This window comes from Verrucosispora sioxanthis, assembly GCF_010560025.1.
GTDB classification, from domain to species: Bacteria; Actinomycetota; Actinomycetes; order Mycobacteriales; family Micromonosporaceae; genus Micromonospora; species Micromonospora palythoicola.
In genome coordinates, this window is sequence record NZ_SAIY01000001.1 from 769837 (window position 1) to 795186 (window position 25350).

Genomic DNA, 25350 nt, shown 5'->3' on the forward strand with positions numbered 1-25350 from the left:
CTCAGCCGAGCCCGCCCTGGACCCCGATCAGCGCACCGATCAGGTACGTTGCCACCGCGGCGGCGGCGCCGAGCAGCAGTTGGCGCAGCCCGCCGGACCACCACCGGCGGTTGGTGAACCGGGAGACGATCGCACCGGCGACGAAGAGCCCGAGCCCGCCGACCGCCAGGGCGAGCGCCAGGCTGGTCGCGCCGAACAGGTACGGCAGCAGTGGCACCAGGGCGCCGACGGAGAAGCAGAGGAACGACGAGAGCGCCGCCGCCCACGGGTTCGGTTGTTCGTCCGGGTTGACGCCCAACTCCTCCTGCACGTGCATCCGCAGCGCCTGCTCCGGGTGGCGGCGTACCGCCTCGGCGACCTGGATCGCGAGGTGCTCGGGCAGCCCCCGGGCGACCCACATGTCGGCAAGCTCGCGGGCCTCGGCCTCCGGGTGACGCTCCAGCTCCCGGCGTTCCTTGGCCACCTCCGCGGCGATCTGCTCGTTGGCGGACCGCACGCTCGTGTATTCACCGAGCGCCATCGAGATGGCACCGGCGACCAGGCCGGCGGTGCCGGTGAGCACGATGGTGCGGGGCGAGACCCCGCCGCCGCCGACGCCGGCGATCAGGGCGATGTTGGTGACCAGGCCGTCCATCGCCCCGAACACGGCCGGGCGCAGCCAGCCGCCGGACACGTCGGCGTGGTGGTGCTCGCGCAGTGCGGCCGGGGTCTCGGTCACGGCAGCGTCAGGATCTCGTGGCCGTCCTCGGTCACCAGCACGGTGTGCTCGAACTGGGCGGTCCACTTCCGGTCCTTGGTGACCACCGTCCAGCCGTCGTCCCACAGGTCGTACTGGTAGGTGCCGAGAGTGATCATCGGCTCGATGGTGAAGGTCATTCCGGGCTCCATCACGTCGGTGGGGCGCGGGCTGTCGTAGTGCGGCACGTAGAGCCCGCTGTGGAAGGACTCGCCGATGCCGTGGCCGGTGAAGTCACGGACCACGCCGTAGCCGAAGCGCTTCGCGTACGACTCGATGACCCGGCCGATCACGTTGATCTGTCGCCCTGGGGCGACGGATCGGATCCCCCGCATCATCGCCTCGTGGGTCCGCTCGACGAGCAACCGGTTCTCCTCGGCCACCTCACCGACGCAGAACGTCGCGTCGGTGTCGCCGTGCACGCCCCCGATGTACGCGGTGACGTCGACGTTGATGATGTCGCCGTCGACGAGCACGGTCGAGTCGGGGATGCCGTGACAGATCACCTCGTTCAGGCTGGTGCAGCAGGACTTCGGGAAGCCCCGGTAGCCCAGGGTCGACGGGTAGGCGCCGTGGTCGACGAGGAAGTCGTGCACCACCCGGTCGATCTCGTCGGTGGTCACGCCGGGCTTGCAGTGCTCCCCCGCCAGCTGCACCGCCTGGGCGGCGATCCGCCCGGCCAGACGCATCTTCTCGATGGTCTCCGGGGTCTGCACGTGCGATCCCTGCCAGGGCTGAGGGGCCTTCTTGCCGACGTATTCCGGGCGGGCGATGTGGGCGGGCACCGGCCGCCACGGGGAGAGCGTGCCGGGGGTCAGCGGCGCACGGACGGTCATGACGCAAGCCTATCGCCGCCCGCGTAGTGACCCCCGCCACCGGTCCTCGCGAGCGGTTGTTGCCCTACCACAAGCACTGTGTCAAGGTGTCTGCGTGGATCAAGGGGGCGCACCTCCCGTCTTCTCCGCCAACGCGGAGACCGATGGTGATCACCTGAGCGTGGTGGTCACCGGCGAGGTCGACATGGCGACCGCCGACACCATGCTCGAGACCGTGCTGCGCGAGCCGGCCGGCCGGGTGACTCTCGACCTGCGGGCGGTCACCTTCTTCGACTCGGCGGCGATTCACGCGGTGGTCCGGCTGGCCGGCCACTATCCGGACGCGTTGACGGTCCTGCCGTCCCGGCAGGTCAGCCGGGTGCTGGAGATCGCCGGTCTGGCAAGTCAACCCTGGTTGCATCCGGCCTGACCGCGACCACCGCTGGCCGCGCGGTCAGCCGGTCAGCACGCGGCGCAGGGTGAGCCGGGTCCCGTCGGGGGTGTGCTCGACCGAGAGATCCCCGAGTGCCCGGATCAGCGACAGTCCGCGACCCCGGAAACCCGAGCCGGTCGACTCCCGCCACTGCCCGCTGTCCGACACCGTCGCCACCACCGTGCGGTCCTCGATCCGCACCTCGATCTCGACCACCGGCTCCACCGGGTCGACCGGGTGCTCGATGGCGTTCGCCGCCGCCTCGGAAACCGCCACGGTCAGGTCGAACAGGTCCGTCTCGCCCACCCGGTGCGCGACGAGAAAGTCCTCCAGCCGCTTGCGTAGCACGCTCAGCCGGGTCGGGTCGGCGGGCAGCCGCAGCGCGAACCGGTTGAGTTCGACCGCCTCCAGGGCCAGTACCGCGACGTCGTCCCGGCGGGGCCGGCCGGCGACCCGCGCCACCACCGCGTCGATCAGGTCGGCCACGTGTTCGCCGGAGCGGGCCGCGTCGGCGCGCAACAGGGCCAACGAGTCGTCGATGCCCATCTGCCGGTCCTCGATCAGGCCGTCGGTGTAGAGCAGCAGCCGGTCACCGGCCCGCAGCTCGCCGGAGACGGTCTCGTACTCGGTGCCCGCGATGGCACCGACCGGCGGCCCGAGCGCCCGCCCGTGCAGGAACGCGACGTCGTCGCCCCGGATCACCAGGGGCGACGGGTGCCCCGCGCTGGCATAGCGCAGTCGACCCGTCCGGGGGCTGAACCACAGGCAGAAGACCGTCGCGAACGAACGTGACTCGGTCGAGCCCACCAGCCGGTTCAGCCGGGTCAACGACTCGCCGGGATCGAAACCCTCGAGCACGTACGCGCGCAGCGCGTTGCGCAGCTGGCCCATGGCCGCCGCCGCCGGCACCCCCTTGCCGACCACGTCACCGATGATCAGCATGAGTTCGTCGTCGTCCCGGGCCACCACGTCGTACCAGTCGCCACCCACCTCGACGTCCGCGCTGCCCGGCAGGTAGCGGCTGGCCACCACAGCCCCGGGCAACTGGGGCAGGGTACGGGGCAGGAAGCTGTGCTGAAGGGTGGTGGCGATGCGGTGCTCGGCCTCGTAGAGCTGAGCGTTCTCCATGCGTACCCCCACCAGGCGGGCGAGCTGGGTCAACGCGGCCTCGTCGGCGTCGGTGCTCTCCGCGGTCGGATGCCACACCCGCAGCTCACCGAGCGGCTGGTTGGCCACCCCGGTCAGCGGCAGGACGAACGACGGCTCGGCGCTGCTGGGCCCGCCGGCGTCGGCCTCGAAGCGCGTGCCACCGGCGGAAACCACCACCCGGACGGCCTCGGCGAGACTCAACGCGTGACGGGCGGCGATCTGGAGCACGTCGGCGGTGGAACGGGCGGTGTTGACCGCGACCGCCGCGTCCGCGAGCGCACGCAGCCGGCGGATGATCTGGTTACGTAGCTGGCCGAGGGCCATGTTCGCCCGGACCCGGGCGATCAGCTCCTGCCCGGAGAACGGTTTGGTGAGGTAGTCGTCGGCACCCACCGACAACCCGGCCACCTCCTCGGCCGAACCGGCGCGGGCGGAGAGCAGCACGATCGGCACGTACCGGGTACGCGGATCCGCGCGCAGGGCGGCGACCAGCCCGAAGCCGTCCAGTCGCGGCATCATCACGTCGGTCAGCACCAGGTCGAAGGCGCTCTCGGTGGCACGCCGCAGCGCCTCCACCCCGTCGGCGGCGGTACTCACCTCCCAGGTGGGCACGAGCAACCGGGTGACGTGTTCGCGCAGATCGGGATTGTCGTCGACGACCAGCACCCGACCGGCGGGCACGGCGGCGAGGGGCCGGGGTGCCCGCTGCGTCGAGGCGTCGGCGTCCGGCACGGTGGAGGCGTCGGTCGGCACCGGGCGGGACCCGGCCGCGACGGCATCGGCGGTCCAGTGCACGGTCTCGGCGACGAAGAGCGGGGCCTGCCGTGGCTCGCGAACGGCCTGCTCGGCGTGCTCGGCATCGGCCACCCGGTCGGTCTGCAGATGCCCGGCACCGAACGGGACGGTCACCAGGAAGGTACTGCCGACGTCGACCTGGCTCGTGACGCTGACCCGGCCGCCGTGCATCTCGACAAGTTCGCGCACCAGGGCCAGGCCGATCCCGGTGCCCTCGTGGCTGCGGGAGCGCACTCCCGGCACCCGGTGGAACCGCTCGAACACGTGCGGCAGTTCCCGCGCATCGATACCCACCCCGGTGTCGGAGACCTCCAACTGCGCCGCACCGTCGACCGCACGGACCCGGATGCTGATCTCACCCTCGAAGGTGAACTTCAGGGCGTTGGAGACCAGATTGAGGACGATCTTCTCCCACATGTCCGGATCGACGAAGACCGGCTCCGCCAGCGGCGGGCAGTCCACGACCAGCCGCAGGCCGGCCCGTTCGGTGGCAGACCGGAACGTGCTGGCCACCCGGGAGGTGTAGTCGGCCAGGTCGGTCGGCTCGTAGTGCGCCACCAGCCGCCCGGACTCCAGCCGCGAGAAGTCGAGCACCGTGTTGACCAGCTTCAGCAGCCGCAACGCGTTGCGGTGCATCACGGTCAGCCGCTGGTTGTGTTCCTCGCTGAGCCCCGGGTCCGCGAGCAGGTCCTCCAACGGGCCCAGCACCAGGGTCAACGGGGTGCGGAACTCGTGACTCACGTTGGCGAAGAAGTTGGTCTTGGCGAGGTCCAGGGCGGCCAGCTCGGCGGCGCGGGCCCGTTCCTGCTCGTACGCCCGCTGCTTGCCGACCGCCCGGGAGATCTGCGCGGCGACCAGTTCAAGGAACGTGCGGTAGTCCTCGGTGAGCGGCAGGCGCCGGGTCACTCCCAGCACCAGCACCCCGGCCGGGTCGTTGGTCGCGCTGATCGGCAGCACCACCGCCTCGTCGGCGGCCTCGGGCGGGACCCGGCCGAGCAGCTCGGCGGTGGCCACCGCCGCTTCGACGCCGACCCCGCCCAGCTCCACCACCCGGGCAGGCGGATCAACGGCGACGCTGACGGCTCCGCTCACCCCGGCCAGGCGCAGCTGTCCGTCGTCGTCTCGCAGGTAGAGCAGCCCGAACGGGACATCGGCCCGATGCCGGTCCAGCACCGCCGCCGCGACCTGGCCGAGTTCCGCGCTGCGGACCGGATCGGCCAGCTCCGAGCCGAGTTCGGCCAGCGCCCGCAGCCGGCGTTCGCCGAGCACCCGCCCGGTGGTCTCGCTGCAGATGCAGAGCACCCCGCTGATCGTGCCGTCGACGTCGCGGATCGGATCGTACGAGACGTCGAAGTAGACGTCCTCCACGAAGCCGTGTCGATCCAGCAGAAAGTGATGGTCGCGGGCCTGGTACGCCTCGCCGCTGCGCAGCACGCCGGTCAGCAGCGGCCCCAGCACGTCCCAGGTCTCCGCCCAGTGCTCCCGGGCGGGTTCGCCGAGCACGGCGGGATGCTTGTCTCCGATGGTCGGCCGGTAGGCGTCGTTGTAGAAGGCACGCAGGTCCTCGCCCCAGAACATGGCGATCTGCGCCTTCGAGGCGAGCATCGTGCTGACGGCGTTGCCCAGCGACGTCGGCCAGCGCTCCGGTGGACCGAGCGGACTGGCCGACCAGTCGCGGTCCCGCAGCAGGGTGCCCATCTCGCCGCCGCCCGCGAATGCCGCCGAGAGCAGCGGCGACATCCCACTTCCCGCTGCGGACGGCTGACCACCGTCCACGCCCCCCTGGGCCGAGTTCATGCAGCCTCCCCGGCCGTGTCCCACACCGCGCCCGATCACCAGTGCCCTGATCCGCCTTCTACCCAGACGGATCAGCAACGTAACGCATCCGACGGTTCGGACGCTGTTCAGCTCCAGGTGAGCATCGGTGACGGTCCGACCGACGTCGGACCACTACTCCTTGCGCCCGAACAATCACAGTGGGGTGACGTACGCGCCGGTGATGCCGCCGTCGACGACGAACTGCGCGGCGGTCATGAACGAGGCGTCGTCGCTGGCCAGAAAGGCCACCGCGGCGGCGATCTCGGTCGGTTCACCGAACCGGCCCATCGGCACGTGCACCAGCCGGCGGGCGGCGCGCTCCGGATCGGCGGCGAACAGCTCGCGCAGCAACGGCGTGGCAACCGGTCCCGGGCAGAGGGCATTGACCCGGATGCCCTCCCGGGCGAACTGCACGCCCAGTTCCCGGGTGAGCGCCAACACCCCGCCCTTGCTCGCGGTGTACGCGATCTGTGACGTCGCCGCGCCCATCAACGCCACGAAGGAGGCGGTGTTGATGATCGAGCCCCGGCCCTGCCGGCGCATGTGCGGGATGACGTGCTTGCAGCAGAGGTAGACGCTCGTCGTGTTGACCCGGAGCACCCGTTCCCAGGCGTCCAGCCCGGTCTCCAGGATGGAGTCGTCGTCCGGCGGGGAGATGCCGGCGTTGTTGAACGCGACGTCCACCCGCCCGTACCGCCCGACCACCCCGTCGAAGAGGTCGCGTACCGCCGCCTCGTCGGCCACGTCGGCCGCCACGAAGCTCCCGCCCACCTCGTCGGCGGCCCGCTGGCCGGCCTCGGTGTCGACGTCGACGCAGACCACCCGGGCACCCTCGGCGGCGAACCGCCGCACGGTGGCCAGCCCGATACCGCTGGCCGCCCCGGTCACCACGGCCACCCGGTCCCGCAACCGTCCCTGCATGCTCACTCCTCGGTGCTGACGAAGACGTTCTTGACGTCGGTGAACGCGTGCAGGGCGTCCGGTCCCAGTTCCCGACCCAGGCCGGAGCGCTTCATCCCGCCGAACGGCGTCCAGTACCGCACCGAGGAGTGTGAGTTGACGCTCAGGTTGCCGGCCTCGACGGCCCGGGCCATCCGCAGCGCCCGGCCCACGTCCCTTGTCCAGATCGAGCCGGAGAGACCGTACTCGGTGTCGTTGGCCAGCCGGACGGCGTCGGCCTCGTCGTCGAACGGCAGCACCGAGACGACCGGGCCGAAGATCTCCTCCCGCCAGTGGCGGTCCCCGGGCGAGTCGGCGAGCAGCACGGTCGGGGCGTACCAGTAGCCGGAGCCGTCGGGCCGGGAGCCGGTGAACGCCACCCGCGAACCGTCGACGTACCCGGCGACCCGGTCCCGCTGCCCGGCCGAGATCAGTGGTCCCATCTCGGTGCTCTCGTCGGCCGGGTCACCCACCCGGAAGGCGCGTACCGCCGGTTCGAGCAGTTCGAGGAAGCGGTCGTACACCCCGCGCTGCACCAGCAGCCGGGACCGGGCGCAGCAGTCCTGGCCGGCGTTGTCGAAGACCGCGTACGGCGCACTGGCGGCGGCCCGCTCCAGGTCGGCGTCGGCGAAGACGAGGTTCGCCGACTTGCCGCCCAACTCCAGGGTCAGCCGCTTCACCTGGCTCGCGCAGCCGGCCATGATCCGGGTGCCCACCTCGGTGGAGCCGGTGAAGCAGATCTTGCGGACCGCCGGGTGGCTGACGAACCGTTCGCCGACCACCTCGCCCCGCCCGGGCAGCACGGTGAACACGCCCTCCGGCAGACCCGCCTGGTCGGCCAGCTCGGCCAGCCGCAACGCGGTCAACGGCGTCAGCTCGGCGGGCTTGAGCACCACCGTGTTGCCGGCGGCGAGCGCGGGAGCGAAGCCCCAGGCGGCGATGGGCATGGGGAAGTTCCACGGCACGATCACCCCGACCACGCCGAGCGGTTCGTGGAAGGTGACGTCCAGCCCGCCCGGCACCGGGATCTGCCGCCCGGTGAGCCGTTCCGGCGCCCCGGCGTAGTAGTCCAGCACGTCCCGGACGTTGCCCGCCTCCCAGCGGGCGTTACCGATGGTGTGGCCGGCGTTGGCCACCTCCAGCCGCGCCAACTCCTCCAGGTGCTCGTCCACCACCGCCGCGAACCGCCGCAACAATCGGCCCCGCTCCGCCGGGCTCACCCACCGCCACCGCTGGTACGCCCGCTGCGCCCGCTCGACCGCCGCGTCCACGTCCCCGACCGAGCTGTCCGCGACCTCCCGCAACACCACCCCACGAGCCGGATCCCGTACCTCACCCATCCACCCTCACCCCACCCTCTCCTTGTCGACGGGGTGGGGGTCAGAGGCGTTCGAAGCCACGGGTGAGTTCCCAGTCGGTGACGGCGGCGTCGAAGGCGGCCAGCTCGACGCGGGCCATGTTGGCGTAGTGGGCGACCACCTCCTCGCCGAAGGCGGCGCGGGCGACCGTCGAGCCCTCCCAGAGGGTGAGGGCGTCGCGGAGGGTGCCGGGGACGCGTTCGGCGTTCGGGTCGTCGTACGCGTTGCCGGTGCACTCCTCGGCCAGGTCCAACTCGTTCTCGATGCCGTGCAGCGCGCCCGCCACCAGGGCCGCGATCGCCAGGTACGGGTTCACGTCGGCACCCGGCACCCGGTTCTCCACCCGCATCCCCTGACCGTGGCCCACCACCCGCAGCGCGCAGGTGCGGTTGTCGGTGCCCCAGCGCAACGCGGTCGGAGCGAACGAGCCCGGCTGGTAACGCTTGTAGGAGTTGATGTTCGGCGCGAAGAGCAGGCTCATCTCCCGCATCGTGGCGAGCAGTCCGGCGAGCACCCGCTGCCCGGTCGGGCTCAGGTGTGCCGGCCCGTCACCGAGCATGGCGGAGCCACCGGAGGCGTCGCGCAGCGAGAAGTGGATGTGGCAGGAGTTGCCCTCCCGCTCGTTCGGCTTGGCCATGAACGTGATCGACATGCCCTCCTGGGCGGCGATCTCCTTCGCCCCGTTCTTGTAGATGACGTGGTGGTCGGCGCAGGCCACCGCCTCGTCGTAGCGGAAGGCGATCTCGTGCTGGCCGAGGTTGCACTCCCCCTTGGCGCTCTCCGGAACCAGTCCCGCGCCGGCCATCTCGGTGCGGATGCGGCGCAGCAGAGGTTCCACCCGGGCGGTGCCGAGCAACGAGTAGTCCACGTTGTACTGGTTCGCCGGGGTCAGCTCCCGGTAGCCGCTGCGCCACGCCTGCTCGTACGAGTCCCGGAAGAGCACGAACTCCAGCTCGGTACCGGCGTACGCGGTCAACCCGTGCCCGGCCAGCCGGTCCAACTGTCGACGCAGGATCTGCCGCGGCGAGGCGATCACCGGACCGGTGCCGTCCAGCCACTCCAGATCGGCCAGGAGCAGGGCCGTCCCCGGCTGCCACGGCACCCGACGCAGGGTGCCGAAGTCCGGTTTCATCGCGAAGTCGCCGTAGCCGCGTTCCCAGCTCGACATCGCGTACCCGTCGACGGTGTTCATGTCGACGTCGACGGCGAGCAGGTAGTTGCATCCCTCGCTGCCGTTCGCGACGACCTGGTCGAGGAAGTACGGGGCGTGGAACCGTTTGCCCTGCAACCGACCCTGCATGTCGACAAGGGCCAGCACCACCGTGTCGATCTCGCCCTCGGCGACGGCGACCCGCAGTTGCTCCAACGTGAGCGGCGGCATTCTCATCCGCGAGCCTCCATCACCAAGGTCTACCGGCCCAGCCGATCACCGTCAACAGGACGCTCCGCCCGTACCCCCATCCACTCCCCCGGCAAACCGTCCGGGACCGATGACCGGTCGCCATCCGCGCACCGCGACAACGTCGACGCCGGCGATCGTGAAGTAGGGATCGTCGGCCATGAGCCGATCGACCTCCGCCCGGTCGCCGGTGAAGACCAGCAACGCACCGGAGTCGCCGTCCCAGGGGCCGGCGAGGAGCAGTGCGCCCTGCTCGTGCAGCGCCCGCAACCGGTTCCGGTGGGCCGGCCGGGCCGCCAGCCGGGCAGGTTCATCGGTGAAGGAGAGTTCCACACAGATCATGGCGAGGAGCCTAGGAACCAGGCGGTCGTACGGCTGTATCCCGCGATACGCTCCGCGAGATGGACCAGGTCGAACTGGCGGCGGTACCGCTGTTCTCGATGCTCGATGAGGCACGCCTGGCGTGGCTCGCCACCAGGTGTCCGCCCCGCGACCTTTCCCGGGGCGCCACCGCCGCCCGCGTCGGCGAGCCGGCCCGACACCTCGTTGTTGTGATCCGCGGAACGCTCTCGGCCGGCTATGACACCAGCCACGGCTCGCGAGTCCGATTCGTGACGGTGACCGGCCCATGCGTGATCGACAAGGCCGCCGTACTCGGCGGCGAATCGCACACGGCAACCTGGACCGCGTCGACCGCCTGCCGGATCCGCCTCCTACCGGCGGGCCTCCTGCGAGATCTCATCGACCAGGTTCCGGCGCTCCGCGACCACGTCCTACGCCACCTGTCCGACCAGGTGAACCGCGAACGCCGGGCCCAGGTCCGCCGCGCCGCGCCGCAGCCCGTCACGCGGGTCGCCGCCTGGGTCGCCGAATCCATGCGTACGCGGGGCAGCCGGATCATTCTGCCCGGGGCGCAGCAGGGACTGGGCGAGGAGATCGGCCTGTCCCGGGTAACCGTCAACCGCGCGCTACAGGTTCTCGTCGGCGCGGGCGCCATCCGGGTCGAGCCCGGCGCCATCATCGTGTTGGACCCGAGTCGCCTCACCGACAGGGACGGCAGGTAGGAGCGCCAGGGTCGCAATTGCGTTGCCGGTCGGGCGGGGTGTGCCTCATCCTTAGGCCTGTGACCAGGCCCGATCGCGACGGGCCGACCACCGGGCCCTCGGAACGGCCCGGCCGCCGCGGCGGCGCGGGAAAGCGTCACCTCTCTCTCGGGTACGGCGTCACGCCATACCCCGACTCCGCCCCGCGCCGCTTCGGTCAGCACCGGTGCCGCGACCGGTCAGGCCATCACCAGGCCGGCCACCCACAGCGCACCGATCACCATGCCGGAGAGGAACTCGACAAGCATCGACAGACCCGCCGCGGCGACCGCCTGTTTCGTCGCCGGCCAGGCGAGTCGGGTGTCGCCGAGCCGCAGCCGCTCCATCGCGAAGATGCCGCCCACGAAGCCGATGACCAGCCCGACCACCGGGATCACGAAGAAGCCGACCAGGCCGAGCACCGCACCGGCGAGCAGTGACGTGGTGGGCACCCCGGCCCGCTTGAGATTGCGGCCGGGCCAGGCGTACTTGACGACGGTGCCGGCAACGGCGACAAGCGTCGCCGCGGCGAGCACCAGCCACCGGCCGGCTCCGGCGTCGCCGAACAGGGTCCACACCAGTACCCCGCCCCAGCACAGCGGCAGCGCCGGTAGTCCGGGCACCACCACCCCGGCCAGCCCGGCGAGGATGGCCAGCGCGGTGATCACCGACACCGCGGCACCCGTGTCGGTCAGGCTCACGTCGACTCCCATTGGCTCGGCACGTCAGTTGCGAAGGGCATTGTCCACCGCGGGCGTCGACCCGGTGCCCTTCCTCACTCCGGATCGCGGAGCCGGGCGACGATCGCCTCCGCCGGTCCCGGTGGGCCGAACAGCCGGCCCTGCGCGGTGTCGCACCGCAACGCCCGCAACCGTTCCGCCTGTACCTCGGTCTCCACCGCCTCCGCCGTGACCCACAGTTCCAACGCGTGGGCCAGCCGCACCAGCGCGTCGACGATGCGTTCGTCGCGGTGGTCGGCGTCGTCCGGCTCGGTGCCCCGGATCCCCTCGACGAACGGGCCCGCCAACTTCAGGCAGGTGATCGGCAACCGGCGCAGGTAGGCCAGATTCGAGTACCCGGTGCCGAAGTCGTCCACGGCCAGCCGTACGCCGAGCGCGGCGAGCCGGTGCAGCGTCCGCAGCGGCTCCCCCGCCGACCCCATCACCGCGCTCTCGGTCAGCTCCAGTTGCAGCAGTTCCGCCGGCAGTCCGCTGCTGGCCAGCGCGTCGGCCACGGTGTCAACGATCGCCGGGCGGTCGGCCTGGCGGGCGGCCAGGTTGACGCTCACCACCAGCCCGGCGTCCGGGAACTCGGTGTGCCACCGCTGGGCGTCGCGGCACGCCTGCCGCAGCACCCACTCACCGAGCCGGACGATCAGGCCGGTCTCCTCGGCGAGCCCGATGAACCGGTCGGGACCGATCAGCCCGAGCTCCGGATGCTGCCACCGGACGAGCGCCTCGACGGCCAGCATGCGGCCGTCGAGCAGCGACACGATCGGCTGGTAGTGCAGCACGAACTCGCCCCGGTCGAGGGCCAGCGGCAGCCCGGCGGCCAGCGCCGACCGGGCGGTGTCCCGGGCGCTGCGCTCAGGGTCGTACACCGCCCACCGGTCCCGGCCCTCCGCCTTGGCCCAGTAGAGCGTGGCGTCGGCGGCCTTCATCAGCTCCACGACGCTGGTGCCGGCGACCGCCGAGTCGACGATGCCGATGCTCGCCGAGACCGCGAGCTGCTGGTCGCCGACGGACACCGGCGCGGCGACGGCGGCCAGCGCCGACTCGGCCACGGCGATCACGTCCTGGACGGCGGTGACCCCGTCGACCAGGATGACGAACTCGTCACCGCCCATCCGGGCGACCAGGTAACCCTGCTCGGCCACGCAGTCGGCCAGCCGTCGGGCGATCATCACCAGCAGCCGGTCGCCGAGGGCGTGCCCGAGGCTGTCGTTTATCGCCTTGAAGCCGTCCAGGTCGAGGAAGCAGACACCGACCCGACCGGGTGCGTCGGGCTGCTCGACCAGGCCGGCCAGCGTGTCGAAGAACAGCGTCCGGTTCGGCAGGCCGGTTAGCGGGTCGTGCAGCGCCTGGAAGCGCAATCGCTGCTGGAGTTCGTACCGTTCGGTGATGTCCTCGACCACGGCCACGGTGAACCGGGGCCGGCCGTCGTCGTGGCGGATCAGTGAGACGGCCAGGTCGGTCCAGACGGCGCTGCCGTCCTTGCGGTAGTAGCGCTTCTCGACCCGGACCGCGTCGTGCTTGCCCTCGATCAGTTCCTGGTACAGCTCCCACATGCCGGCCGCGTCGTCGGCGTGGAACAGCGACGCCACGTTGAGCTGCCGCAACTCCTCGACGGGGTAGCCGAGCATGTCGGCGAAGGCGTGGTTGACGTCGATGATCGTCCCGTCGGCTGCGGCGATGCCGATGCCGATGGCCGCACCGTCGAAGACCGCCCGGAAGCGGGCCTCGCTGTCACGCAACGCCTGCTCGGCGTCGTCTCGCGCCTGCCACATGGCGCGGGCGATCCCCTCCTGCTGGACGAAGGTCCGCTCCCGCAGCGCGCCGGCGAAGCCGGCCGCGAGCGCGCCCCGCATCACCGCGAGCCGCTCGTCGAGGTCAGGCGGCCCGGCCACGGCGAGGACCTCGGTCCGGAACCGCTCACCGAGCGTACGGATCGACCACTCGATCACCCCCGGCTCGGTGAGGTGCGCGGCGACGAGTGAGCGTCCGACCTCCTCCGCCGCCGCTGCCGGTTCCTCGGCGGAGAGCAGCACCTCCGCCAGTCGGAGGGTGTGTCCGAGCAGCAGCCGCTCGGTCTCGGCCGCGCTCAGCGGCACGAAACCGAGCCGGCGTACGGCCCGCGTCCAGGCGGCGGCGTACCGCTGGGCGCCGGCCGGGTCGACGGTTTCCCCGCCGGAGGCACCCACGGCGGCCATCGGATCAGCCGGCGGGCCGGTCGTTCCGGGCGACACCACCGAAGGCACCGAAGCGCTGCCCGTCGGCGGTGGCCTCGGACGGCGAGTCGGGTCGCCACAGCTCCATGTGCACCACCCCGGGCTCCACAATGGTCCAGTCGCCGAAGAATGCGGTGATCTCGGCCCGCGAGCGGAGGGTGATCTCGGTGGCGGTACGCGCCGACAGCCGCTGCGCGTCGAGCATCTCCTGCGGCTGGTCCTCGAAGGTGGAGTGGGAGATCACCAGGTAGCTGCCGGAGGCCGTCGCCGCGCGCAGGGTGGCCAGGATGTCACCGGGCCGGTCGGTGTCCGGGACGAAGTGCACCACCCCGGCGAGCAGGATGCCCAGCGGCCGGTCGAAGTCGAGCAGGTCGAGTTTGCGCGCCTCGGCCAGGATCCGTTCCGGATCCCGCAGGTCGGCGTGGATGACGCCGGTCGACTCGTTGCCGGCGAGCAGTTCCCGACTGTGCGCCACCGCGACCGGGTCGATGTCGACGTAGACCACCCGGGCCTTCGGGTTCGCGGCCTGGGCCACCTCGTGCACGTTGCCGACGGTGGGGATGCCGGAGCCGATGTCCAGGAACTGTTCGATACCGGCGTCGAGCAGGGCGTGCACTGCCCGGCGAAGGAACTCCCGCCCGGCCCGCATCGTCGCCGGCAGGTTCGGCGTCATGGCCGCGATCTGGTCGGCCAGTTGCCGGTCGATGTCGAAGTTGTGGGCGCCGCCGAGGAAGTAGTCGTACACCCGCGCCGCGCTGGGCCGGGAGAGGTCGATCTCGGCGGGAAGTCCGTCCGGCTGTTGCACTGGTTGCACCTCACGTCGTCGCCGTGGATCGTGATGCTGACCACTCTAGGCCGGTCCGTCGCGCGGGGGGAGATCCACAACGCTCTTTTCCTGATCCACCGTTCGGTGCCGACGGGTCAGGCGGCCTCCAGCAGCAGCGCGATGCCCTGCCCCACCCCGATGCACATGGTGGCCAACGCCCGCCGCCCGCCGCGTCGACGCAGTTCCAGGGCGGCGGTGAGGGCCAGCCGGGCACCACTGGCGCCGAGCGGGTGTCCCAGGGCGATGGCGCCGCCATTGGGGTTGACATGCTCCGCGTCCTCCGGCAGGCCGAGTTCGCGCAGCACCGCGACTGACTGGGCGGCGAAGGCCTCGTTCAGCTCGATCACGTCGATGTCGGCGAGCGCCAGCCCCTGCCGGTCCAGCAGCCGCCGGGTCGCCGGAACCGGCCCGATGCCCATCACCCGGGGCGGCACACCGGCCGCCGCCGTGCCGGTGACCCGGGCCAGCGGCGTCAGACCGTACGCGGCGACGGCCGCCTCCGAGGCGACCAGCAGGGCCACCGCGCCGTCGTTGACGCCCGAGGAGTTGCCGGCGGTCACCGTGCCGCCGTCGCGGAACGGGGTGGGCAGCGCCGCCAGTTTCTCCAGCGAGGTCTGTCGGGGGTGCTCGTCGACCTCGACCAGCCGGGTCTCCCGCCGGCCCGCCGGCACGGTCACCGGCACGATTTCCTCACCCAGCCGGCCGTCGGCCTGGGCCTTCGCGGCCCGCAACTGCGAGCGGTACGCGAACTCGTCCTGTGCCGCCCGGTCCACGCCGTACTCGGCGGCCACGTTCTCCGCCGTCTCGGGCATCGAGTCGATACCCCAGCCCCGCTCCATCAGCGGGTTCACCAGCCGCCAACCGATGGTGGTGTCGTACACCTCGGCGGATCGGGAGAACGCAGTGGTGGCCTTCGGCATGACGAACGGCGCCCGGCTCATGCTCTCCACCCCGCCCGCGACGACCAGGTCCGCCTCACCGGCGACGATCGACCGGGCGGCGGTGGCCAGCGCGTCCAGCCCGGAGCCGCAGAGCCGGTTGACCGTGCTGCCGGGCACCTGCTCGGGCAGCCCGCCGAGCAGCGCCGCCATCCGGGCCACGTTGCGGTTGTCCTCGCCGGCCTGGTTCGCGCAGCCCAGCACCACGTCGTCGGTACGCGCCCAGTCCACCGACGGATGCCGCGCGACCAACTCGCGGATCACGTGGGCGGCCAGATCGTCGGGGCGTACGCCGGCCAGCGCGCCCGCGTACCGGCCGATCGGGGTGCGGACACCGGCCACCAGGTATGCCACGGTCATCGCGAGTCCTTCGGGGGTGGGGGAAGGTCGTCAGGGGTGCGTCCACCGGGTCCACGGCGACTCACCGACGGCCAGGATATCCCCGCTGGGTGCCGATAGGTTGTGGGCATGGCACGGGCCCAGTTCAGCGCGGAGACCAGCGGCGGCGCGTTCGTCCGCCAACCCAACCGGTTCACCGGGCGGGTGACGCCGCACTCGACCGCACCGCCGGGCGGCGGACCGGACGAGCAGGACCGCTGGCCGCTGGAGCCGGGCCGCTACCGGCTGATCTGGTGCCGGGCCTGCCCCTGGGCGCACCGAGCGCTGATCGTGCGTAACCTGCTCGGGCTGACCGACGCCATCTCGTTGGGCACCGTCGACCCGATCCGCGACGACCGAGGTTGGCGGTTCGCCCTCGACCCGGACGGCTTCGACCCGGTGCTGGGCATCGGCTTCCTCTCCGAGGCGTACCTGGCCACCGATCCGGACTACACCGGCCGGGTCACCGTGCCGGCGCTTGTCGACACCCGTACCGGCCAAGTGGTCACCAACGACTATCCGCAGCTGACCCTGGACCTGTCCACCGAGTGGCGGCGGCTGCACGCCCCCGGCGCGCCGGACCTCTACCCGGTCGAGCTGCGTCCGGAGATGGACGCGCTGATGGCCGAGATCCACCGGGACGTCAACAACGGCGTCTACCGATGCGGTTTCGCCACCTCCCAGCAGGCGTACGACGAGGCGTTCGAGGCGCTGTTCGTCCGGCTGGACGCGCTGTCGGAGCGGCTGGCCGGGCGGCGTTACCTGATGGGTGACTCGATCAGCGAGGCGGACGTGCGCCTGTTCACCACGCTGGTCCGCTTCGACGTGGCGTATCACGGACACTTCAAGTGCAACAGGCAGAAACTCACCGAGATGCCGGTGCTGTGGGCGTACGCCCGGGACCTGTTCCAGACCCCCGGTTTCGGGGAGACCGTCGACTTCGACCACATCAAGCGGCACTACTACGCCACTCATCACGAGATCAATCCGACCGGCATCGTCCCCCTCGGGCCGGACCTGCACGGCTGGACGACGCCGCACGGGCGTGGCTGAGCCGCCGGCAGCGGTCCGACGGTCGGTGCGACGCGGCGCCGCGCTGGTCGCCGCGCTCTGCGCCCTGGCTGGCGCGGCTGCGGTGACACTCGCCGTGGTCGCTGGCCCAGGACCGGGCCTGACCGGGTACGTGAGTGAGGCCGGTGTCGTCGACAGCGACTATGCCTGGACGTACCGGATCGGAGTGTTCGCCCTGGCCGGGGCGCTGCTGCTGCTCGCCGTCGCGGTACGGGTCGGTGCGCCGCACTGCGGCGACACGGCACTTCGGGTCGCCGTGACGCTGCTCGTGGTGGCGAGTCTGTGCACGGTCCTGTCCGGAGCGGTGACGTGCAGCGCGGGCTGCCCACTGCCGCCGTTCGAACGGGCCACCGTGGCGGATCTGGTGCACGGTGCGGCCAGTGTCGCCGCGACGGCGGCGGTGGTCTTCGCGATGCTGGCGGTCGCCTTCTCGCCGGTGGCGCGACGCCGGCTGCGGCGCACCGGCGTCGTCGCGGCAGCGGTGTCGCTGCCACTCGCGGGCGCGGTCGGTTTGGCGATGCTGCTGGTTGGCCGGAGTCCGCTCGTCGGGGTGCTGGAGCGGCTGCTGCTGACGGTTGTCGTCGGCTGGGCCCTGGCCACCGCCGGAGCGTTGGCGGTACGCGACCCCACGGCGGTGGCGGCGCAGGACCAGCGGGCACCGACCGTGCGCGAGCCCACAGCTCGCCGTCGGCGCTGAGGTCGCGCCCCCGGGAGAGGATGGCGCAATGAGTTCGTTGTTCACGCCGCTGACGCTGCGGACGGTCACCCTGCCCAACCGGATCGCGCTGGCACCGATGTGCCAGTACAGCGCTGGCCCCGACGGCCTGCCCACCGACTGGCACCTGGTGCATCTCGGCACCCGGGCGATCGGTGGCGCGGGCCTGGTGATGACCGAGGCGACCGCCGTGCTGCCGGAGGGCCGGATCAGTCCGCAGGACACCGGGTTGTGGTCCGGGCGCCACGTCGACGCCTGGCGGCCGGTGACCAGGCTCGTGGCCGCGCACGGCGCGGTGCCCGTGGTGCAGCTCGCGCATGCCGGGTTCAAGGCGTCGACGTACCGGCCGTGGGAGCCGCGCCAGGGTGGGGTGCCGGACGCCGAGGACGGCTGGACGCCGATCGGGCCCACCGGTGAACCGTTCGTGCCGGAGTACCGGGTGCCGTCGGCCCTGGACGACGCCGGGATCGCCGATGTCGTCGCGGCATTCGCCGAGTCCGCCACGCGGGCGGTGGCGGCCGGCTTCGCCGGCGTGGAGATCCACGCTGCACACGGCTACCTGCTGCACGAGTTCCTCTCTCCGCTGACCAACAATCGGGCCGACGGCTGGGGCGGTGACCGGGCCGGACGGATGCGGCTGACGCTGGAGGTGGCTCGGGCGGTGCGCGCCGCTGTCGGTGAGGACGTGCCGGTACTGGCCCGGATTTCGGCCACCGACTGGGTGCCGGGCGGCTGGACGGTCGAGGACAGCGTGGCCCTCGCCGCCGAACTCGCCGCCGCCGGGGTGGACCTGATCGACTGCTCCTCCGGCGGGGCGTCGCCATCCGCCAAGGTCCCGGTCGGGCGCGGCTACCAGGTGCCGCTGGCCGCTCAGGTCCGCCGCGGGCGCAGGTGCCGACCGGCGCGGTCGGCCTGATCGTCGAACCGGAGCAGGCCGAGGCGATCATCGCCGACGGCGAGGCCGACCTGGTGCTGCTCGGCCGGGAACTGCTGCGCAATCCGTACTGGCCGCACCAGGCGGCCGCCAAGCTGGGCGCCGCGCCCAACTGGCCGGCCCCGTACCTGCGGGCGGCCTGACCGGCGGGTCCGGCTGCCCGGTGACGACCGAGGGCAGCCGGACCCGCGCTGATCTCAGACCCGCTCTCAGCCGGCCAGGTGACCCCAGCGTCGGTCCAGGTCACGCCACGGACCCTGGGCGGCCACCGTGCCGGCGATGAGCACCACCACGTGGTCGGCCCGCACCAGCGCGGCCCGCTTCGAGGTGGAGCCGACCACTGTCACTCCCCGGTCCCGCAGTGCCTGCCACAGCGCCAGCTCGGTGGTGACGTCCAGCGCGGAGGAGACGTCGTCGGCCACCAGCAGTTCGGTACGCGGCGCCAGCGCCCGGGCCAGCGCCAGCCGTTGCAGCTGCCCACCGGACAACCGGGTGCCCTTGTGCCCGATGAGCAGGCCGAGCCCGCTGCCGGTGGCGGCCAGGTCGTGGTCGAGCTGGGCGGTGCTGACCGCGTGTGCGGCGTCCACCTGATGCCCGAGGGTGATGTTGTCCGCGACCGTGCCGGAGAGCACCCGGGGCAACTGACCGACGTAGCCGACCTGGTTGGGACGCAGGAACAGCTCCGGCTCGGTCACCGGCTCGCCGTTCCAGGTCAGCAGCCCGGTGTGCGGGGCGATGCCGGCGAGGGCCCGCAGCAGCGACGACTTGCCCGAGCCGACCGGCCCGACCACGAGGACCAGCTGCCCGCGGGCCACGGTCAGGTCCACGTCGCGCACGGCGGTGGTGCCATCGGTGTGCCGGACGCCGAAGCCGACCAGTTCCAGCCGCCGCAGCGGGGTACGCGGTGGCACCGTCGGGGCGGGGGCGGTGCCGGCGGCCAGGTCCACCCCGGGCACCCGCGCCGAGTACGCCTCGATCCCGGTCATCTCCGCCGTCCGTCGGGTCCACACCCGCGCCGACGGCACCTGGGAGATCAGTGAGGCGGTGGTCCAGGCGAACCAGCGGGCCGCGCCCAGCGTGGCGACCGCGACCAGCGCCGCCCCGGCGGAAAGCCGACCGGTCAGGAACAACGCCCACACGCCGATCGGGAACAGCCCACTGGCCACCGCCGGCGTGGAGCGTGCCCAGACCTGCACGGCGATCTCCCGGCGCTGCCGTTCGCTGCGTACGGTGTCGAGGTTGGCCAGGTGGGTCAGCACCGGTCGGGTGGCCCCGGCCAGCTTCACCGTGCGGGCCGCGGACAGCGTGGAGACCAGGGCGGTGGCGAAGGCCGCCCGCGCGGCGACGGTGTCCCGCGCCGCCCGCTCCAGTCTCGGGCCGAACGCCGTGGCGGCCAACCCGGAGAGCACCATCGTGCCGAGGAAGAACAGTCCCGGTACCACGCTGCCGGTGATCAGGGTCATGGCGACCAGCAGGATCAGGCCGACGGTCTGGTCGAGCACGTTGTCGGCGAGTTGGACGACCCGCTCGGTGTCGCCGCCCTGGGCCACCACCTCGGCGGGGGTGTGCCGGCTGACCCGGCGCGGGCCGGTCTGGCCGTACACCAGGCGGGCGCTGATCCGCAGCATCTGCCGTACCCACCAGGCGGGGAACCACAGGTGGGTCCAGTAGTGCGCCGGGATGGCGAGGATCAGCCCGGCCGCGATACCGACGGCGGGCAGCCAGGGGTCGCCGGTGCCGTCGACCACGTCGGCCCAGAGCCAGGCGAGCACCGGCCCGTCCAGGCCGAGGATCGCCAGCACGGCGAAGATGCCCACCGCCGCCGCGCCGTACCGGGGGTCGTTGAGGCAGAGCCGGGCGATCTCCCGCAGGGTCCGTCCCCGGGAGGCCGGTCGCCGGTCGGCTTCGGTCGCCGCGTCCGTGGCACCGGCGCCGGTTTCACGCCCGCCGACCTGTCGCCCCTCCGCCGGGTCGACCGGCTCCGGCCCGACGACCGGCGCGGGATCGCCCACCGGTAGACCTGCCTCTACGTCGTGCCGGGCGGGCAGCTCAACATCGTCCGGCGGTGGCGAGTCCGTGCCGTCGCCGGTCTCGCCACCGCCGGGCAGCAGCACGTCGGCGCCACGCGCGGCGGCCGGGCGGGCCACCACGGGCGCGCTGATCGCGGCCGCCGGGCTGAACGTGCCGGCTGGTGTGGCGGCGGCCGGGTTGGCACCGACGAGCGCCGGCTCCGCCCAGATCCGGTCCGCCGCCGGCTCCGGCAGCAGCTCGGTTGCCACGTCGACACCGTGCCCGCCCTGGTGACCGGCCGCCAGCAGCTCGGCGAAGCGCCGCGACTCGGCCAGCGGGGCGGCCTCGACCACGGCACCGTCGGCCAGTACCACCACCTCGTCGCAGCGGCTCACCGACGACAACCGGTGGGCGATGACGATGCCGATCCGGTCGCGCAGCAGCCGCTCGGTGGCCTGCTGCACCCGGGTCTCGGTGACCGGGTCGAGCCGGGCGGTGGCCTCGTCGAGGATCACCACGTGCGGGTCACGGACCAGGATCCGGGCGAAGGCGACCAACTGCTCCTGACCGGCCGAGAGCACGTGGCCGCCGTCGCCGAGGCGGGTGTCCAGGCCGGCCGGCAGCTCGGCGATCCAGTTGGCCAGCCCCAACTCGTCGAGGGCCCGGGCGGCGGCGTCGAGCAGCTCGGGGTCGAACAGCGCCACGTTCTCGGCGAGCGTGCCGGCGAGGATCTCGGTACGTTGCGGCACCACGGCGACCCACTGGCGCAGTTGCTCCACGTCGAGGTCGAGCACGTCGCGCCCGGCGAGCAGGACCGTCCCCGCTGGCACGTCGACCGCCCGGGTGAGCAGCTTGGCCAGCGTGGACTTGCCCGACCCGGTGCGGCCGACCAGGGCGTACGAGCGGCCCCGTACGAAGGTCAGGTCGACGTCACGCAGTGCGGGGCCGCGATCGGCGTCCGGCCCGGTGCTCGGGTAGCGGTAGGTCAGGTCGCGGATGACCAGGTCGCCGTCGCTGGGGGCGGCACCGCCGCTGGGTTCCTGCGGGGCGGCCGAGAGCAGTTGGACCCGCCCCCACGCGCCGAGTGCGTACTGCACCTCCGGCACCATCCGGCTGACGTGTTCGACGGTCATGCCGAGGGAGAGTGCGAGCAGCCAGATCGCGGTGATCCGGGCGGCATCGACCCGGCCGGTGGTCAACGCCCACACCCCACCGAGCACGACCAGCGCCACCCCGGCCCGGGCCACCCCGGCCGCGACGGTGTTGACCTGCGCCGACATCTGCCACACCCGCAGTCCACGGCGCAGCACCTCGGCCGCCCGGCCGGCGTACAGGCGCAGCACGTACGGCCGGGCCAGGCTGGTGCGTACGTCGTCCTGGCCGTGGATCGACTCCTCCATCACGGCCGCGAGGTCCGACCAGGCCGCTTCCTCGTGCATCCGGGCCGGGGCGATCCGGGCGGCGGGACGCCGCAGGGTGTACGCGAGCAGGACGCAGAGCAGCAGCATGCCGAGCCCGGCCGGCCACCAGACGGTGAGCGCGACGAGCGTGGACAGCAGGCCGACGGCCAGCGCCTGGGCCAGCCGGACGCCGGGGCCACGCACGCCCGAGGCGACGTCGTACACGTCGCCGTCGATCCGGTCCAGCATCTCACCGACCGGGGTCGTCTCCAGGGCGGGCACGGGCTGTCCCAGCGCCACCCGGCACAGACGACGGCGCAGGTCGGCGGACCAGTCGGCGGTCACGCCGGCCATCACCAGGCTCACCACCAGGTCGCTGACGACCGCCGCGACAAGCGCCACCGACAGCAGCACGAAGAACCCGACGGAGCGGTGCAGCAGCACCGGCCCGGCGAGCGCGGCGGTGGCCGCCTGGCCGATGCCGCCGAGCAGGATCAGGACGACCACCAGGGTCATCCGGCGCGCGGAGGTGACCCACAGATCACGGAGCAGGCGCATGCGTCGGTTCCTCCGGTCTGGTGGCGGAGTTTCCAGCCTGCTTCGCCCGGCCGCCTGACTCAACGCATTTTCGCCGGTGGCGGGGCGTGACGAGGATCTCCGTCAGCCGGCGGGCCAGCTCAGAACAGCACGGTCGCCAGGGTGCCGACCGGACGGAAGCCGCAGCGCTCGTAGACCCGTCGGGCGGGCAGGTTGAAGTCGTTGACGTAGAGGCTGACCGTCGGGGCGACCCGGTTCAGCGCGTCGGCGACCACCGCGGCCATCGCGGCGGTGGCGATGCCGCGTCCCCGCCACTCGGGTGCCACCCACACCCCCTGGACCTGCGCGGTGCGCCGGGTGACGACCGCCAGTTCGGCCTTGAACACCACCCGGCCGTCGACGAAGCGGGCGTACGCCCGGCCGGAGCGGATCATGTCGGTGACCCGGCGCCGATACCCGCGCCCGCCGTCCTCGGCGAGTGGGGAGACGCCGACCTCCTCGGTGTACATCGCCACCGCGGCCGGGAAGAGCCGGTCGAGTTCGCCGCTGCGCACCCGGCGCACCTGCGGGTCGACCGGGACCGGGGGCGGCGCGTCGGTGACCAGCAACGGCTGGTTGGCGCGTACGTCGCGGGCCGGTCCCCAGGTGTCGGAGAGCCGCTCCCACAGTTGCAGGACGGCGTCGGCCCGCCCGACGATCGAGGAACAGAGCCGTTCCTCGCCGGCCAGCAGGTCGGCGAAGGCCGCGATGGCCTGCGGGCCGGCCAGCACCGGGGTGAGGTTGCCGCCGAGCCAGCAGACCGATTCGAGGTGCCGGCGGGAGCCGTACCCCAGCACCCGGCCCTCGGCCCGCCACCAGGCCAGCCCGCGCGCGGCGACCCGCTCCGCGACCTGCGCGCTCGCGAACGGGTCGAGGTCGAGCAACCGCTCGACCGCGCGCCGTTCCGATTCCCCGATCTGCCGCACCGGCGCCGTCAGCACGGTTACAGCCTGCCAGATCCCTTCACCTTCCGTCGGCAGACACCAACCCCACCCCAACCCACCCCCACCCACCCCACCCGCGTTGATCAAGACGTTTTCGCCAATCTCGGAGGCGAGTCACGACGCGAACTTCTTGGTCAACAAGGCGGAACCCGGGCGGGCTGAGGTGAAGGTGAGTTGTCGGCGTTGTGTTGGCGATATATCGTTGATGCATCAGTAATAGTTTCAGGAGAAGGAGAAGCTCATGAGGTTGCATCGACGTGGGCATGGCGTGCACGAAGGGCGGATGCGGGGGTTCGGGTTCCCGCCGGGGCCGCCGTTTCCGCCGGGCGGGCATGGGTTCGGGCACGGCCGGGGCGGTCGCGGACGGGGGCGGGGGCGCCGACCGAACGTCCGCAACGCGGTGCTGGCCCTGCTCACCGAGCGGCCGATGCACGGCTACGAGATGATCCAGGAAATCGACTCCCGCACCGGCGGGAGCTGGCGACCCAGTCCCGGTTCGATCTACCCGACCCTCCAGTTGCTGGAGGACGAGGGCGTCATCGCCGCCACCGAGGAATCCGGCGGTGGTCGCAAGCGGTTCACCCTCACCGAGCAGGGCCGCGCCGAGGCCGACGAGGCGGCCCAGACGCCACCGTGGGCGGAGGTCGCCGAGGACACCATCAACAGCTGGCACGACATTCGGCACGCCGGCATGCAGGCGATGCAGGCGCTGCGCCAGGTGATGATGACGGGCACCGACGACCAGCGGGAACGGGCCGCCCAGGTGCTCGACGAGACCCGCCGCAAGCTGTACGCGATCCTCGCCGAATCCGAGTGACCCCGGTACGCGTCGAGGGCGGCCACCCAGTGGGTGCCCGCCCTCGTACGTCCCGCCTCGCCCGCGCCGCCCGCGTTCGTGCCGCCCGCGTTCGTCAGTGCACGGTGACGGTGGCGCCGGGAATCATGTCGCGTAGTTCCTCGGGCAGCTCGGCGCCCATCTCGTCGGCGAGCCGCAGCGCCTCCTCGATCAGGGTCTCCACGATCTGCCCCTCGGGTACGGTCTTGATGACCTGGCCCTTGACGAAGATCTGCCCCTTGCCGTTGCCGGAGGCCACGCCCAGGTCAGCCTCGCGGGCCTCACCGGGACCGTTCACCACGCAGCCCATCACGGCGACCCGCAGCGGCACCGGCAGCCCTTCCAGGCCGGCGGTGACCTCCTCGGCCAGCTTGTAGACATCCACCTGGGCCCGACCACAGGACGGGCAGGAGACGATCTCCAGGCCACGCTCGCGCAGCCCGAGCGACTCCAGGATCTGGTTGCCGACCTTGATCTCCTCGACCGGCGGCGCGGACAGCGACACCCGGATGGTGTCGCCGATCCCCTCGGCCAGCAGCGCGCCGAAGGCGACCGCCGACTTGATGGTGCCCTGGAACGCCGGCCCGGCCTCGGTCACCCCCAGGTGCAGCGGGTAGTCGCACTGCTCGGCGAGCTGCCGGTACGCCCGGATCATCACCACCGGGTCGTTGTGCTTGACCGAGATCTTGATGTCCCGGAAGCCGTGCTCCTCGAACAGCGAGCACTCCCACAGCGCCGACTCGACAAGCGCCTCCGCCGTCGCCCTGCCGTACTTGGCCAGCAGCCGCTTGTCCAACGAGCCGGCGTTGACCCCGATCCGGATCGGCGTACCGGCGGCGGAGGCCGCTGCCGCGATCTCCTTGACCTTGTCGTCGAACTGCCGGATGTTGCCCGGGTTGACCCGCACCGCCGCGCACCCGGCGTCGATCGCGGCGAAGACGTACTTCGGCTGGAAGTGGATGTCGGCGATCACCGGGATCTGCGACTTGCGGGCGATCGCCGGCAGCGCCTCCACGTCGTCCTGGCTCGGCACCGCCACCCGCACGATCTGGCACCCGGACGCCGTCAACTCCGCGATCTGCTGCAACGTGGCGTTCACGTCAGCGGTCAACGTGGTGGTCATCGACTGCACCGACACCGGCGCGCCACCGCCGACCGGCACGGACCCGACCATGATCTGGCGGCTGGCCCGGCGGGGCGCGAGCGGCGGCGGCGGTACGGGCGGCATACCAAGACTGACAGCGGTCACTTC

General features: G+C 72.2%; 21 protein-coding genes. 7 read left to right on the plus strand and 14 right to left on the minus strand.

Going from position 1 to position 25350, the window contains the following annotated elements:
- Position 1: 1 nt before the first annotated feature.
- Positions 2-718 (minus strand): VIT1/CCC1 transporter family protein, encoded by a 717-nt coding sequence (locus tag ENC19_RS03555; protein WP_164445668.1) that lies wholly within the window; start codon positions 716-718, stop codon positions 2-4.
- A complete protein-coding gene (map, locus tag ENC19_RS03560; RefSeq protein WP_164445669.1) occupies positions 715-1572 on the minus strand; it encodes a type I methionyl aminopeptidase in 858 nt (285 codons plus the stop codon). Before map ends, ENC19_RS03555 begins: the two co-directional genes overlap by 4 nt.
- A gap of 94 nt (positions 1573-1666) precedes the next feature.
- Here map and ENC19_RS03565 point away from each other — a divergent pair, with 94 nt between their 5' ends.
- A complete protein-coding gene (locus ENC19_RS03565; RefSeq protein ID WP_281601850.1) occupies positions 1667-1981 on the plus strand; it encodes an STAS domain-containing protein in 315 nt (104 codons plus the stop codon).
- Between the two features lie 24 nt (positions 1982-2005).
- On the opposite strand, the gene ENC19_RS03570 is transcribed toward ENC19_RS03565, so the two are convergent.
- From ENC19_RS03570 to ENC19_RS03590, 5 genes are all read right to left on the minus strand, one after another.
- Positions 2006-5725 carry a SpoIIE family protein phosphatase gene (locus ENC19_RS03570; RefSeq protein WP_164445671.1) on the minus strand — a complete coding sequence of 1240 codons (3720 nt, stop codon included), beginning with the start codon at positions 5723-5725 and terminating at the stop codon, positions 2006-2008.
- 174 nt (positions 5726-5899) lie between these two features.
- Positions 5900-6667 carry a 3-oxoacyl-ACP reductase gene (locus ENC19_RS03575; protein WP_164445672.1) on the minus strand — a complete coding sequence of 256 codons (768 nt, stop codon included), beginning with the start codon at positions 6665-6667 and terminating at the stop codon, positions 5900-5902.
- Between the two features lie 2 nt (positions 6668-6669).
- The gene (locus tag ENC19_RS03580; RefSeq protein WP_164445673.1) at positions 6670-8025 is read right to left on the minus strand and encodes an aldehyde dehydrogenase family protein; all 1356 of its coding nucleotides are present in this window, start codon (positions 8023-8025) and stop codon (positions 6670-6672) included.
- Positions 8026-8065: 40 nt separating this feature from the next.
- On the minus strand, positions 8066-9430 hold the full coding sequence (locus tag ENC19_RS03585) for a glutamine synthetase family protein (protein ID WP_164445674.1): 1365 nt from the start codon (positions 9428-9430) through the stop codon (positions 8066-8068).
- A 45-nt stretch (positions 9431-9475) separates the two neighbouring features.
- A complete protein-coding gene (locus tag ENC19_RS03590) occupies positions 9476-9784 on the minus strand; it encodes a YciI family protein (protein WP_164445675.1) in 309 nt (102 codons plus the stop codon).
- Between the two features lie 59 nt (positions 9785-9843).
- Here ENC19_RS03590 and ENC19_RS03595 point away from each other — a divergent pair, with 59 nt between their 5' ends.
- A complete protein-coding gene (locus ENC19_RS03595) occupies positions 9844-10506 on the plus strand; it encodes a Crp/Fnr family transcriptional regulator (RefSeq protein ID WP_164445676.1) in 663 nt (220 codons plus the stop codon).
- A gap of 218 nt (positions 10507-10724) precedes the next feature.
- On the opposite strand, the gene ENC19_RS03600 is transcribed toward ENC19_RS03595, so the two are convergent.
- The 4 genes from ENC19_RS03600 to pcaF form a co-directional block, all read right to left on the minus strand.
- A complete protein-coding gene (locus ENC19_RS03600) occupies positions 10725-11225 on the minus strand; it encodes a DUF456 domain-containing protein (protein ID WP_164445677.1) in 501 nt (166 codons plus the stop codon).
- A 74-nt stretch (positions 11226-11299) separates the two neighbouring features.
- Positions 11300-13453 (minus strand): putative bifunctional diguanylate cyclase/phosphodiesterase, encoded by a 2154-nt coding sequence (locus tag ENC19_RS03605; protein WP_164445678.1) that lies wholly within the window; start codon positions 13451-13453, stop codon positions 11300-11302.
- Positions 13454-13457: 4 nt separating this feature from the next.
- Positions 13458-14276 carry an SAM-dependent methyltransferase gene (locus ENC19_RS03610; protein WP_164445679.1) on the minus strand — a complete coding sequence of 273 codons (819 nt, stop codon included), beginning with the start codon at positions 14274-14276 and terminating at the stop codon, positions 13458-13460.
- A 116-nt stretch (positions 14277-14392) separates the two neighbouring features.
- Positions 14393-15595: a 3-oxoadipyl-CoA thiolase gene (pcaF, locus tag ENC19_RS03615; protein WP_164445680.1), complete on the minus strand. Its 1203-nt coding sequence runs from the start codon at positions 15593-15595 to the stop codon at positions 14393-14395.
- 108 nt (positions 15596-15703) lie between these two features.
- Between pcaF and ENC19_RS03620 the strand changes: the two genes are divergently transcribed.
- Genes ENC19_RS03620 through ENC19_RS30855 form a run of 4 tightly spaced genes read left to right on the plus strand, consistent with a single transcriptional unit; the run spans position 15704 to position 18476 of the window.
- The gene (locus ENC19_RS03620) at positions 15704-16666 is read left to right on the plus strand and encodes a glutathione S-transferase family protein (protein WP_164445681.1); all 963 of its coding nucleotides are present in this window, start codon (positions 15704-15706) and stop codon (positions 16664-16666) included.
- Positions 16659-17381, plus strand: a complete 723-nt coding sequence (locus ENC19_RS03625; RefSeq protein WP_164445682.1) for a DUF998 domain-containing protein — start codon at positions 16659-16661, stop codon at positions 17379-17381. Before ENC19_RS03620 ends, ENC19_RS03625 begins: the two co-directional genes overlap by 8 nt.
- A gap of 28 nt (positions 17382-17409) precedes the next feature.
- A complete protein-coding gene (locus ENC19_RS03630; protein ID WP_268967961.1) occupies positions 17410-18315 on the plus strand; it encodes an NADH:flavin oxidoreductase/NADH oxidase in 906 nt (301 codons plus the stop codon).
- A complete protein-coding gene (locus ENC19_RS30855) occupies positions 18291-18476 on the plus strand; it encodes an oxidoreductase (RefSeq protein ID WP_328824136.1) in 186 nt (61 codons plus the stop codon). The genes ENC19_RS03630 and ENC19_RS30855 overlap by 25 nt, the downstream gene beginning before the upstream one ends.
- 66 nt (positions 18477-18542) lie before the next feature.
- Here the strand turns inward: ENC19_RS30855 and ENC19_RS03635 are convergent, their stop codons facing one another.
- Entirely contained in the window at positions 18543-22301 is a 3759-nt protein-coding gene (locus ENC19_RS03635) for an ATP-binding cassette domain-containing protein (protein ID WP_164445683.1), read from the minus strand.
- A 119-nt stretch (positions 22302-22420) separates the two neighbouring features.
- Complete coding sequence (locus tag ENC19_RS03640) at positions 22421-23260, minus strand: GNAT family N-acetyltransferase (protein ID WP_164445684.1); 840 nt, start codon at positions 23258-23260, stop codon at positions 22421-22423.
- 244 nt (positions 23261-23504) lie between these two features.
- On the opposite strand from ENC19_RS03640, the gene ENC19_RS03645 reads away from it, so the two are divergent.
- Positions 23505-24080, plus strand: coding sequence for a PadR family transcriptional regulator (locus tag ENC19_RS03645; protein WP_164445685.1), 576 nt, complete (start codon positions 23505-23507; stop codon positions 24078-24080).
- A gap of 94 nt (positions 24081-24174) precedes the next feature.
- On the opposite strand, the gene ispG is transcribed toward ENC19_RS03645, so the two are convergent.
- Complete coding sequence (ispG, locus tag ENC19_RS03650) at positions 24175-25347, minus strand: flavodoxin-dependent (E)-4-hydroxy-3-methylbut-2-enyl-diphosphate synthase (protein ID WP_164445686.1); 1173 nt, start codon at positions 25345-25347, stop codon at positions 24175-24177.
- Positions 25348-25350 lie beyond the last annotated feature (3 nt).